Here is a 12,014-nt window from a genome sequence, read left to right on the forward strand (position 1 = left end):
CCCGTCAAAGCCCCCCGTTCCCCGGGAAGCCCTGGCCCCGTTTCCGTGTTGACCTGCCATGAAGCGGACCCCCTCTCCCTGATCGCTCACGGCGAACAACGCCTGGGGAACAATCGAAGGCGCCCAAGCATTGAGTCGGCATAGCTCAACTTGACTGCCTAAGGGGAGATCATGGCTTCGACGTCCACACCGCTCACCCTGCCCGTGCTGCCGCTCGACGACGAGGTCGTGCTGCCCGGAATGGTGGTTCCGCTGGACCTGAACGACACCGATGTACGCGCCGCCGTGGAGGCCGCCCAGGCCGCCGCGCGGTCCGAGCCCGGAAAGCCCAAGGTCCTGCTGGTGCCACGGATCGACGGGACCTACGCGAGCACCGGCGTGCTCGGCACCATCGAGCAGGTCGGCCGGCTGGCCGACGGTGACCCGGGTGCGCTGATCCGCGGCCGTAGCCGCGTGAAGATCGGGGCCGGGACCACCGGTCCTGGTGCCGCGCTCTGGGTCGAGGGCACCGCGCTCGACGAGAGCCTGCCCGAGCCCTTGCCCGGCTCCGTCTCCGAGCTGGTGAAGGAATACAAGGCGCTGGCCACCGCGTGGCTGCGCAAGCGCGGGGCCTGGCAGGTCGTCGACCGCGTGCAGGCCATCGACGATGTGTCCACGCTTGCCGACAACTCCGGTTACTCGCCCTTCCTCACTACCGACCAGAAGATCGAGCTGCTGGAGACCGCCGACCCGGTGGCCCGGCTGAAGCTCGCCACCCAGCACCTGCGCGACCACCTCGCCGAGCAGGACGTCGCCGAGACCATCGCCAAGGACGTGCAGGAAGGCGTCGACAAGCAGCAGCGTGAGTTCCTGCTGCGCCGCCAGCTCGAAGCCGTCCGCAAGGAACTGCGTGAGTTGAACGGCGATTCGAGCGACGGCGAGGAGTCCGACGACTACCGCGCCCGCGTCGAGGCCGCCGATCTCCCCGAGAAGGTCCGCGAGGCCGCGCTCAAGGAGGTCGAGAAGCTGGAGCGGTCCTCCGACCAGTCGCCCGAGGGCTCGTGGATCCGTACGTGGCTGGACACCGTCCTTGAACTTCCTTGGAACGAGCGGACTCAGGACGAGTACGACATCCAGGGCGCCAAGGCGATCCTCGACGCCGAGCACGCCGGACTGAACGACGTGAAGGAGCGCATCACCGAGTACCTGGCCGTGCGCAAGCGGCGCGCGGAGCGGGGGCTGGGAGTTGTGGGTGGTCGGCGTGGCGGTGCCGTGCTCGCGCTCGTCGGTCCGCCCGGTGTCGGCAAGACCTCGCTCGGCGAGTCCGTCGCGCACGCGATGGGCCGGAAGTTCGTGCGGGTCGCGCTCGGCGGTGTGCGGGACGAGGCCGAGATCCGCGGGCACCGGCGTACGTACGTCGGCGCGCTGCCCGGCCGTATCGTCCGCGCCATCAAGGAGGCCGGGTCCATGAACCCGGTGGTCCTGCTCGACGAGATCGACAAGGTGGGGTCCGACTACCGGGGCGACCCGGCCGCCGCGCTCCTCGAAGTGCTCGACCCCGCGCAGAACCACACCTTCCGCGACCACTACCTGGAGGTCGAACTCGACCTGAGCGACGTGGTGTTCCTGGCGACGGCCAACGTGCTCGAAGCCATCCCGGAGGCACTGCTCGACCGGATGGAACTGGTCCGGCTCGACGGCTACACCGAGGACGAGAAGGTCGTCATCGCCCGTGACCACCTGCTCCCGCGCCAGCTGGAGCGGGCCGGTCTCAAGGACGACGAGGTCGTCATCGACGAGAGCGCGCTGCGCAAGCTCGCCGGCGAGTACACCCGGGAGGCGGGAGTCCGCACCCTGGAGCGGTCGATCGCCCGGCTGCTGCGCAAGGTCGCCGCGCAGCACGAACTGGGTGAGCGGAAGCTGCCGTTCACGGTGACCGACGCCGATCTGCGCGGACTGATCGGGCGGCCGCACCACGTGCCCGAGTCCGCCCAGGACCCGGCCGAGCGCCGTACGGCGGTGCCCGGTGTCGCCACCGGCCTCGCGGTCACCGGCGCGGGCGGTGACGTCCTCTACGTCGAGGCGTCGCTGGCCGACCCGGAGACGGGCGCGGCGGGTCTGACCCTGACCGGTCAGCTCGGTGACGTGATGAAGGAGAGCGCGCAGATCGCCCTGTCGTTCCTGCGCTCGCACGGCGCCGAACTGGAGCTGCCCGTCGGCGACCTGAAGGACCGGGGCGTGCACATCCACTTCCCGGCGGGTTCGGTGCCGAAGGACGGCCCGAGCGCGGGCGTCACGATGACGACCGCTCTCGCGTCGCTGCTCAGCGGCCGACTGGTCCGTACGGACGTGGCCATGACCGGTGAGGTCTCCCTGACCGGCCGGGTCCTCCCGATCGGCGGGGTGAAGCAGAAGCTGCTCGCCGCGCACCAGGCCGGGGTCACCACGGTGATCATCCCGAAGCGCAACGAGCCCGACCTGGACGACGTCCCGGCCGAGGTCCTGGACAAGCTCGACGTCCACGCGGTGACGGACGTCCGCCAGGTCCTGGAGCTGGCCCTGTCGCCCGCGACGAACGGCGCGACCTCGGAGGTTCCGGTGGCGGCGTGACGGACGCCACCGGTCAGGTGAAGGCCCGGGTCCCTTTCACGAGGGGCCCGGGCCTTCGTCGCACGTAGGTCCCACCCTGCGAAATACTGGCGAAACTGCGGCGACTTTCACGATCAGGAAAGCGGACCATGAGTGCTGACGTGCACAAGGACGAGACCGGAAGCGACAGCGGGACGGTCGACATCGAGGTGGGCGACGGCGGGATCCCCGACCCCGAATACCTCTCCCTGGAGCGCGAGTTGACGTTCCTCCTGCGCAGGGCCCGGGCCAACCAGGGCGAGATGGCCCGTGAGGTCCACCCCGACCTGGAGTCCGCCGCGTACGGCCTGCTGGTCCGGCTGGAGGAGTACGGCCGGCAGCGGGCCACCGAACTGGCCGCCTACATCGGCGTCGGCAAGGCCACCATGTCCCGCCAGCTGCGCGCCCTGGAGGACCTGGGCCTGATCGCCCGCGAGCCCGATCCGGCGGACGGCCGCGCCTGGCTGGTCGACCTCACCGACGAGGGCCGCCGCCGGGTCACCCATGTCCGCGAGGCCCGCCGCGAGCGCTACGTCAGCCAGCTCTCCCACTGGGACCGCCGCGAGGTCGCCGAACTCGCCCGGCTGCTGCACCAGTTGAACGGCGTCATGGAGAAGTAGCACCCGGGCGGCGGCCGGTCACAGCTCCACGTACCCGACCGTCGCGTCGTCGTGCGTCTTGCTCCGCCGCAGATACGTCCGCTCCCGCGCGTCGGCCCGCTCCAGCGCCCGCACCCGGCGCACCAGCTCCGCTGCCCCCTCCTTCTCCACGAGGGCGAAGCACTCCGCCCAGCCGCCCCGGCCGAACTTGTCCACCCACCTCGTCGCCCCGTCCGTCAGGGCGGCGAGGGCACGGACCTCGGCGCGCGGGAGCGAGCCCGTCACCGCCCGCGCCGCGACCGAGGGATCGGCGGCCGCCGTGAAGAAGCCGCCCTCCTTGTTACGGAGCGTGGCGTCGATCAGCTCGTCCGTGGCACGAGCGGCCCGGGGCAGGCGCGACAGCCGCTCGTCCAGTACGGCGGTCACCTCGCCGGCCGGGGAATCGACCAGCAGGGCGGAGTCCGAAAGGACCAGATATTCGAGTTCCAGCGGTGACCAACGGGCCAGCACCACTGTTGCCTGAGGGGTGCGTGGGTGAGAAAGGTCACAGGTGGTGGCGTGGGCCTCAGCTGTTCGGAGGATCGCCCGGGCGAGAATCTCCGTCAGGGTCAGATCCCGGTAGGAAACGGTCAGTTCGGTCAGCGCGCCACCCAGGCGCGCGGTGAACCAGGGCACCGAATGCAGACACCCCGTCTCTCCCCTGGGTGGTGTCACTCCGTCCAGGACGATCAGCGAACCGCCCTGTCCCGAGGCCGGAAGGCCGACGCTCGCGAAGTCCTCGTTGGGGCGGTCCGGGTCGCCGGGTTCCGACACAAGTTCCGTACGCATTCGGCCAGTCTGCACGACCTCTTCACAGGCTCCGCAGAACGTCGGCACGCACTGCCGAATTGCCGCAGTCGTGCAGGTCAGACGCCTGGTTTGGGAGGGAATGGATCACTCCGGGAATGCGTGGCGGCGAATCCTGCCAAAGCGCGCCGCTCACGTCCAACCGGCAGGGCGCGCAAGGCCTTTCCACCGCCCGCCGCAACTTGCCCGCCAACTCCCCTCCGGGGTTCACTCCTTCGGGTGGCGGGCCGGATGATGCGCGGCCACCGCCCACCGGCACTGGGAGGGTCGCCGTACCGGGATGACGGAGCGTCACCCGGCCCCATGGGTATCACGAGTCAGGAATGCGAGCACCGGTGCAGAAAAAGCGGCCGCGACGCACAGGCAAGCAGACGGCCCCTCAGGGGGGCGCCACCGGTGCCGTCGCGCCCGCCCCCGCGGGCAGGGGGCGCAGCACCCATGTACGCAACCGGCTCATCATCGCGGTCGCGGTCGTGGCCGCCGCCATCGCCGCCGCCGGTGTCCCCTCCCTCGTCACCGCCTCGGGTCAACTCAGCGACTCCCAGGACCTGGTGACGCTCGCGGGACAGACCCAGGACGCGCTGTCGCTGGCCCACTCGCTCGCCGACGAGCGGGACGCGGTCACCTCCTACATCGCCGCGGGCCGCCCCAAGTCCCAGGCCCCGGACGAGGACCGCAGCGCCCGCGTCGACCGCCAGGTCGAGGAACTCCGCGCCGACACCGACATCCCCGCCGCGCTGCGCTCGGACCTCGACGACGTCGCCGCCGTACGACGGGCCGCGCTCACCGGCAAGAACAGCGCGCTGGAGGCGCATGTCGCGTACTCCGGCGCGATCACCGAACTGCACCGGCTGGCCGAGGAGTTGGCGGAGAAGATGCCGCCGCGGGCCGGTTCCGGCGGCTACGCGCTGGCCGAACTCGACTCCGCCGTCCAGCAGGCCGCCGCCGCCCGGGGACTGCTCCTGGCCGCGCTGAACGTGCCGACGACCACCGAGACGTCCATCAGCCCCATCACCGGTCTCTCCGTCACCGAGACCACCTCCACGAAGGCCCAGACCAAGCAGCGCGACGCCCTCAGCGCCGCCGCCCAGCAGGCCCGGCTGCGCTCCGACTCCGCGCTCGCCGACTTCCGCGACACGGCGACGAAGGCGGCCGTCGACGGCTACGACTCCACGGTCAACGGGTCCGAGGTCAACTCCGCCGAGCAGTACCTCGCCGCCCTCACCGCCCAACCCACGCTCTCCGACAGCCAGTTGGGCACCAGCACCAAGAAGCTCGACGCGACGCTCTCCGCCCGGGTCGACCTGATGCGCGGCGAGGAGTCCGCGCTCTACGTCGACCGCGCCAAGGACCTCGCGCAGCTGCGCGACGACGACGTCGAGGCGCTGGAACTGCGCATCGCGATCCTCGGCGCCCTCATGCTGCTCGCCGTCGGCATCGCCACCGCCATGGCCCGCACCCTCACCCGCCCGCTGTCGGTGCTGCGCCGCGGCTCGGCGAGGCTGGCCGGCGCCGAGGACCCGGCGGCCGAGGAAGCCATCAAGTTCACCGGCCGCAACGACGAGTTCGCCCAGGTCGTCAACTCGGTCAACACCCTGCACACGCACGCCGCCGCCCTCCACGAGCGCATCACCACCCTGGAGGCCGACCGCAAGCACCTCGTCGGCCAGCGCCAGAAGATGGCCGACGCCCGCGAGGAACTCCGCGCCGAAGTCACCGACTCCTCAACGCAGTTGGAGCGCCTGCGCACCAGCATCGGCGGCACCTTCGTCAACCTCGCGCTGCGCACGCTGGGCCTGGTGGAACGGCAACTCGCCGTCATCGAGGGCCTGGAGGAGCGCGAGCAGGACCCCGACCGCCTCTCCACCCTCTTCAAGCTCGACCACTTCGCCACGGTCATGCGCCGCCACAGCGAGAACCTCCTCGTCCTCGCCGGCACCGAACACGTCCAGCAGCACGCGGGCCCGGTCCCGCTCGTCGACGTGGTCCGCGCGGCGGTCAGCGAGATCGAGCGCTACGACCGCGTCCGTATCTCGGCGCTTCCGCCGCACGCGCACGTGGCGGGCTTCGCGGCCGACGATCTCTCCCATCTGCTGGCCGAGTTGATGGAGAACGCCACGTCGTTCTCCCCGCCGGACGCCCCCGTCGAGATCTCCGGTTGGCTCCTGGAGAACGGCGAGGTCATGCTCTCCGTCCAGGACGAGGGCATCGGCATGACCATCAGCCGGATGACCAACCTCAACACCCGCCTCACCGAGTTCGACCCGGAGTCCCCCTACGACCAGGAGGGCGAGGAGGGCCTGGGCCTCGGCCTGTACGTCGTCGCCCGCCTGGCCCACCGCCACGGCGTCCGCGTCCAGCTCCGCGACCAGAAGCAGGGCGGCATCGCCGCGGTCGTGGTCCTCCCCGGCCCCCTGCTGGCCACGGCCCCCGCCTCGGCGGTCCCGTCCGCCACCCCGGTCACCGGCGACACCCACTCCTACTCCCTCCCCGGCGCCTCGGCCGAGGCCAACTCCAATGTCCTGCCCGGCCGTTCGGAACACGCGGACCCGCTGGTGGCGCTGGCGGAGAAGGCCGTGGAGGCGGTGGAGGTGAGCGAGACTCCGGAGCGCCCGGAACCGCCGGAGACCCCGGCGGAGACGACGATGGAGCTCCTGCTGCCCCTGGCGGCGGAGGACCCGGCAGGGACACCGCCCGCCGCCGAGGGCGAAGCCGAGGCCGAGCACACCCGAGCCGACGAGGACCCCGTGACGGACAAGGGCCTCCCCAAACGCACCCCCAAGATCACCCAACCCGCACAAGCCCCGCGCCAGCGAACCGGCACCGTAGACGCCGAAGCCCTACGCCGCAGACTCGGCGGCTTCCGCGCCGGAGCCTCCGCCGGCTACCGGGACGTGGAAGCGGAGATCGCCGAGAAGACCGGCCAGAACCCGGTCCCGGCACCGCGCAGCGCGACCGCACGATCCGAGGAACCCACGGGGGGCACCGTCGAGGAGGCAAGCAGTTGACCGCGCCCAGTACCTTCGGACTGAGCAGTGAAGCCCGCAACCTGCACTGGCTGCTGAGCAACCTCGTCGAGGAGGTGCCCGGCATCCAGTCGGTCGCGGTCGTCTCCTCCGACGGCCTGCTGCTGCTCTCCTCCGATCCGGAGAGGAACACGGCGGCCCGCGAGGCCCTGGAGACCAAGCGCAGCGGACCACGAGGCTCCGCCGCCGACCTCGCCACCATCGTCTCCGGCATCGGCAGCCTCACCATCGGCGCCGCGAAGCTGATGGACTCCGGCAAGGTGAAGCACACCATGGTCGCCATGGAGGAGGGCAGCCTCTTCGTGATGTCGATCAGCGACGGTTCGCTGCTCGGCGTGCACGGCTCCGCGGACTGCGACATGAGCGTCGTGTCGTACCACATGGCGCTCTTCGTCGGCCGGGCCGGCCATGTGCTGACGCCCGAACTCCGCAGCGAGCTAAGGAAATCCCTCGAAGACGCGTCCGCGGGGAGCCCCCGATGAGTCCTGGGCCCAACAAGCTCCCGGTGCGCGGCGGCGACCGCAAACCGGCCCGCGTACGCCCCTACTCGCTCACCGGCGGCCGTACCCGCTTCGGACACGTCCTCCTCGTGGAGACCTTCGTCGCGGCGCTCGAAGCCCCGGAGGAGCGCAAGGAGTTGACGAACGGTTCGCTCAACACCCGGGTGATGCCCGAGATGCGGGCCATCGTCGAACTCTGCCGCCGGATGCGCACGGTGGCCGAGATCGCCGCGCTGCTGAGGATGCCGCTCGGTGTGGTCCGCGTGCTCCTGAGCGATCTCGCGGACCAGGGAAAGATCCGTGTGTACGGAACCGGAACCACGCACGGTACGGGCCGTCCTGACCGCGCTCTGCTGGAAAAGGTGCTGAGTGGACTCCGTCGTCTCTGACGCCGCCGCCTACGGCGTCTCCCCGCTCCTCGACGACGAGGAGCAACCGCGGTCCTGGCAGACGGACCGCACCCGCGCGCCCGTCGCCACGAAGATCGTGGTGGCCGGCGGCTTCGGCGCCGGCAAGACCACCCTGGTCGGTGCCGTCTCCGAGATCCAGCCCCTCCAGACGGAGGCGCTGATGACCGAGGCCAGCGAGGAGCACGACGACCTCACGGCCACCCCGGGCAAGATGACGACCACGGTCGCCATGGACTACGGCCGTCTCACGCTCGACGACGACCTGGTGCTCTATCTGTTCGGTACGCCGGGACAGCAGCGGTTCTGGTTCATGTGGGACGACCTGGTGCGCGGCGCGATCGGCGCCGTCGTGCTCGCCGACACCCGCCGCCTCAAGGACTGCTTCCCAGCGCTGGACTACTTCGAGAGCTGCGGGCTGCCGTACATCGTCGCGGTCAACCACTTCGTGGGCAGTGAGCGGTTCGAGCCGGAGGATGTGCGGGAAGCATTGACGATCCCCGCGCACGTCCCTGTAATGATCATGGACGCGCGGCGGCGGATATCGGCCATCGAGACGCTGCTCGCGCTCGTCGGCCACGCGCTGGACGTCACCCCCGAGTAGTCGCGACCAAGGAGCCACCACCCGTATGCGGAAGATACTCGTCGTCGGAGCCGGCCAGTCCGGTCTCCAACTCGCCCTCGGACTCCAGTCGCACGGGTACGAGGTCACCCTGATGTCCAACCGGACGGCGGACGAGATCCGCTCCGGGCGGGTCATGTCGACGCAGTGCATGTTCGACATGGCCCTCGGGCACGAGCGCGATCTCCAGCTGAACTTCTGGGAGTCCCAGGCCCCGAAGATCGAAGGACTCGGCGTCTCGGTCGCCGCCCCCGGCTCGCACGACCCGGGGCCGACACAGCGCGCGATCGACTGGGTGGGCAAGCTCGACGGGTACGCGCAGTCGGTCGACCAGCGGGTCAAGATGGCCGGCTGGATGGAGACGTTCGCCCAGCGCGGCGGCCAACTGGTCATCCACGGCGCGGCAGTCGGCGACCTCGACTACTTCTCCCGTACGTACGACCTCGTCCTGGTGTCGGCGGGCAAGGGCGAGCTGGTCTCGATGTTCGCCCGCGACCCGGAGCGTTCCCCGTACACCGAGCCGCAGCGGGCCCTCGCGGTCTCCTACGTCCACGGTCTGGGCCCGCGCCCGGAGCACCCGGAGTTCGACGCGGTCCGCTGCAACCTGGTGCCGGGCGTGGGCGAGTTGTTCGTGATGCCGACGCTCACCACCTCCGGACGCGCGGACATCCTGTTCTGGGAGGGCATACCCGGCGGCCCGCTCGACGTCTTCAACGGCGTCAAGGACCCGGCGGAACATCTCTCCCTGACCCTGGAACTCATGGAGAAGTTCACGCCGTGGGAGTACGACCGGGCACGGGACGTCGAACTCACCGACGCGGGTGCGACGTTGGCCGGGCGGTACGCGCCCACTGTCCGTAATCCGGTGGGGCAGCTCCCGGGTGGCGGGCTGGTGTTGGGTGTCGCTGACGTCGTCGTCGCCAACGACCCGATCACCGGGCAGGGCTCCAACTCCGCGTCCAAGTGCGCGGCTTCGTATCTCGCGTCGATCCTCGAGCACGGGGAGAAGGAGTTCGACGGGGACTGGATGTCTTCGACGTTCGAGCGGTACTGGGCGACTGCGCAGCATGTCACGAAGTGGACCAACGCGATGCTTGGTCCGCCGCCGGAGCATGTGCTCAACCTCATTGGGGCGGCTGGGCAGTTGCAGCCGGTGGCGGATCGGTTCGCCAACGCGTTTGACGATCCGGCCGATTTCGAGAACTTCTTCTATGAGCCGGAGAAGACGGGGGCTTACCTGGCTTCGGTGGCGGGGGCCTGAAGGGGCGCTCGATCTGGACGTACGGCCCCCAAGATCGGGTAGGACGCCACAGGTGATACCTGGACCTTCTCGCCTGTGCGGGGGGCCTGTACCACCTGGCCCGCGCCCAGATACAGGGCCACGTGGGTGGCTTCGGGGAAGTAGATGACCAGGTCGCCGGGGCGTAGTTCGTTCAGGGGGACTCTGGGAAGTTCGGCCCACTGTTCTTGGCTGGTCCTGGGGATGGGGATCCCGGCATGACCCCACGCCTCGGACGTCAGGCCCGAGCAGTCGTACGTCTTCGGGCCCTCCGCTCCCCACTCGTAGGGCTTGCCCACTTGCTGTACCGCGTAGCGCAACGCCCGGTCTCCCTCCCGGGAGGGCTCGCGGTTGTCGTCGCCGAGGGCGCCTGAAGTGACCAGCTTCTGCTGGGCGTTGTCGGTGGCGGCCTTCTCGGCGTTGGCCAGGGCGGTGAGTTGGCCGGGGGTGAGGGAGGCGAGGAGTCCCTCGACGGCGGTGAGGCGCTGGTGGACCTCGTCGCGGGCCTTCTTCTGGCCGGTGGCCAGGGTGAGTTGGGTGTCCAGGGCCTTGCGGGCCTCGCGGGCCAGGGTGTCGCTCTTCTTCTCGTTGCCGACCAGCCGGCCCACCGTCTCGGCGCGTTCGCGCGCCAACTGGCCGATGACATGGCCCTCGTCGAGCGCGTGCTGCGGATCGCGGGCCAGCAGGAGGCGGACGTACGGGGAGAGGGCGGTGCTGTTCTGGTACTGCTGGCGGGCCAGTCGGCCGGCGGCGCCGCGGCTGTCGTGGAGGGAGAGGCGGGCGCGGGACAGCGCGGAGTCGAGGCGGTCGACCTCGGAGTGCTGCTTCCTCAGCTTCTCCTCGCTGGCGTTGTAGGTCTCCGTGGCCTGTTCGGCTTCCCGGTAAAGGGTCTGAAGGTCCGTCAGGAGTTCGGCCACGGGGCGCTGTCCGGGTGCCGGCGGATCGGGTACGGCCGCGGCGGGAAGCGGTGCGAGGACGGTGCCGGCCGCCATCGTCGCCGTACAGACCAGACGCAGAAGCCTTCCTGACACGTCATCACCTCCGGTGCGCGGCGGGCCTTCCGCCCCGCACCGTGAGCATCAGTCGCGGGCGCCGGGTTCGCGCGCCGGGTGTGCGGTTCGGCCTAACCCGGTCACCCGTGCGTGTTGTCCGGCTTGCCGCCCGGCGTGGCGTCCGGTGCGGAGTCCGGTTTGGACCACGGCCACCTGAGTGCGCCGCTTCGCTTCCCCTGCGGGTCGTACTCGTACTTCCAGCCCTTGGGGAGCCCGAGCCGTTTGCTGTGGGCGCGGGGCACCCGGCGGTAGACGAGGACCGTGGGCGGGCCGCCGGCGTCGTCGGGGACCGGGATGCGGTAGGTCTTCGGCGGGGTTCCGGTCGGGCCGAGGAGGATCGGCAGGGAGCGCCCGTCCATGGGGCCGCCCTCGAACGGGGTCTCTTCGCTCTTCACGCCACCAGTGTCAGCCATCCGCCCCGAGGCCCTGGACCAGCGCGGCCGTCTGCGGATCCCGCCGGGCCGTCACCGACAGCACCGCCACGAACTGCTCCACCAGCCAGTCCCGCAACTCGTCGACCGGCGGCTGCTTGTCCTCGTCGAGCCAGATCAGCGAGGCCGCTTCCACGGCCGTGATCCACATCCGTACGGTCATCCGCAGCCGGGGTCCGGGTTCGGCGACGCCGAGATGGCTGAGGATGTGCAGGGCGGCGGCGCGCCGGACGCCGTCCACTATGGCCGTCGTACGGGACGTCTCCACGACGCTGCCGCCCTGGAGCAGCGCGCTGAACCCGGCGTCGTGCTGGTCGACGAAGCCGAGGTAGCGGTCGAGGGCGCGGGCGAGGCGGGGGAGGAGGGGGCCCTCGCGGGGTTCGTCGAAGCACTGCTCCAGCTCTTCGGCGGCGGAGCGCAGGGCGGCTTCGTAGAGCTGCTGCTTGCCGCCCGGGAAGTACCGGTACACCAGTGGGCGTGAGACCCCGGCCGCCTCCGCCACGTCGTCGAGGGAGACCTCTTCGGGGGCGCGGTGTGCGAAGAGGGTGAGGGCGGCTTCGAGAAGCTGGCTGCGGCGTTCCTCGACGTTCAGACGGCGGTAGGCGGGGGTGGAGGCGGCGGGGGGCATGGGTGCAGGGTAGTCCG

11 protein-coding genes are annotated in these 12,014 nt (G+C 70.6%); 7 read left to right on the plus strand and 4 right to left on the minus strand.

Annotation, left to right across the window (positions count from 1 at the left end; translation table 11 throughout):
* Positions 1-171: 171 nt before the first annotated feature.
* Positions 172-2,589 (plus strand): endopeptidase La, encoded by a 2,418-nt coding sequence (gene lon, locus JHN63_RS37550; protein WP_200689449.1) that lies wholly within the window; start codon positions 172-174, stop codon positions 2,587-2,589.
* 128 nt (positions 2,590-2,717) lie between these two features.
* Positions 2,718-3,227, plus strand: a complete 510-nt coding sequence (locus JHN63_RS37555) for a MarR family winged helix-turn-helix transcriptional regulator (RefSeq protein WP_200689452.1) — start codon at positions 2,718-2,720, stop codon at positions 3,225-3,227.
* Between the two features lie 18 nt (positions 3,228-3,245).
* Here the strand turns inward: JHN63_RS37555 and JHN63_RS37560 are convergent, their stop codons facing one another.
* Positions 3,246-4,034 carry a protein phosphatase 2C domain-containing protein gene (locus JHN63_RS37560; protein ID WP_200689454.1) on the minus strand — a complete coding sequence of 263 codons (789 nt, stop codon included), beginning with the start codon at positions 4,032-4,034 and terminating at the stop codon, positions 3,246-3,248.
* 353 nt (positions 4,035-4,387) lie between these two features.
* On the opposite strand from JHN63_RS37560, the gene JHN63_RS37565 reads away from it, so the two are divergent.
* From JHN63_RS37565 to JHN63_RS37585, 5 genes are read left to right on the plus strand one after another with little or no spacing between them, the layout of a single operon-like run.
* Positions 4,388-7,060, plus strand: a complete 2,673-nt coding sequence (locus JHN63_RS37565; RefSeq protein ID WP_307782069.1) for a nitrate- and nitrite sensing domain-containing protein — start codon at positions 4,388-4,390, stop codon at positions 7,058-7,060.
* The gene (locus JHN63_RS37570) at positions 7,057-7,560 is read left to right on the plus strand and encodes a roadblock/LC7 domain-containing protein (protein ID WP_200689460.1); all 504 of its coding nucleotides are present in this window, start codon (positions 7,057-7,059) and stop codon (positions 7,558-7,560) included. The genes JHN63_RS37565 and JHN63_RS37570 overlap by 4 nt, the downstream gene beginning before the upstream one ends.
* The gene (locus tag JHN63_RS37575) at positions 7,557-7,967 is read left to right on the plus strand and encodes a DUF742 domain-containing protein (RefSeq protein ID WP_200689463.1); all 411 of its coding nucleotides are present in this window, start codon (positions 7,557-7,559) and stop codon (positions 7,965-7,967) included. The genes JHN63_RS37570 and JHN63_RS37575 overlap by 4 nt, the downstream gene beginning before the upstream one ends.
* On the plus strand, positions 7,948-8,589 hold the full coding sequence (locus JHN63_RS37580; RefSeq protein WP_200689465.1) for an ATP/GTP-binding protein: 642 nt from the start codon (positions 7,948-7,950) through the stop codon (positions 8,587-8,589). Before JHN63_RS37575 ends, JHN63_RS37580 begins: the two co-directional genes overlap by 20 nt.
* A 25-nt stretch (positions 8,590-8,614) precedes the next feature.
* Positions 8,615-9,868 (plus strand): styrene monooxygenase/indole monooxygenase family protein, encoded by a 1,254-nt coding sequence (locus tag JHN63_RS37585; RefSeq protein ID WP_200689467.1) that lies wholly within the window; start codon positions 8,615-8,617, stop codon positions 9,866-9,868.
* Here JHN63_RS37585 and JHN63_RS37590 read toward each other — a convergent pair.
* The 3 genes from JHN63_RS37590 to JHN63_RS37600 all read right to left on the minus strand — a co-directional run bounded on the left by JHN63_RS37590 (position 9,841) and on the right by JHN63_RS37600 (position 11,997).
* The gene (locus JHN63_RS37590) at positions 9,841-10,878 is read right to left on the minus strand and encodes a C40 family peptidase (RefSeq protein WP_200689475.1); all 1,038 of its coding nucleotides are present in this window, start codon (positions 10,876-10,878) and stop codon (positions 9,841-9,843) included. The two genes, JHN63_RS37585 and JHN63_RS37590, sit on opposite strands and share 28 nt — an antisense overlap.
* A 140-nt stretch (positions 10,879-11,018) precedes the next feature.
* Complete coding sequence (locus JHN63_RS37595; RefSeq protein WP_307782070.1) at positions 11,019-11,333, minus strand: hypothetical protein; 315 nt, start codon at positions 11,331-11,333, stop codon at positions 11,019-11,021.
* Between the two features lie 10 nt (positions 11,334-11,343).
* Positions 11,344-11,997 carry a TetR/AcrR family transcriptional regulator gene (locus tag JHN63_RS37600; protein ID WP_200689472.1) on the minus strand — a complete coding sequence of 218 codons (654 nt, stop codon included), beginning with the start codon at positions 11,995-11,997 and terminating at the stop codon, positions 11,344-11,346.
* Positions 11,998-12,014 lie beyond the last annotated feature (17 nt).

Origin of the sequence: Streptomyces sp. MBT65 (genome assembly GCF_016612545.1) — a bacterium.
GTDB lineage: Bacteria > Actinomycetota > Actinomycetes > Streptomycetales > Streptomycetaceae > Streptomyces.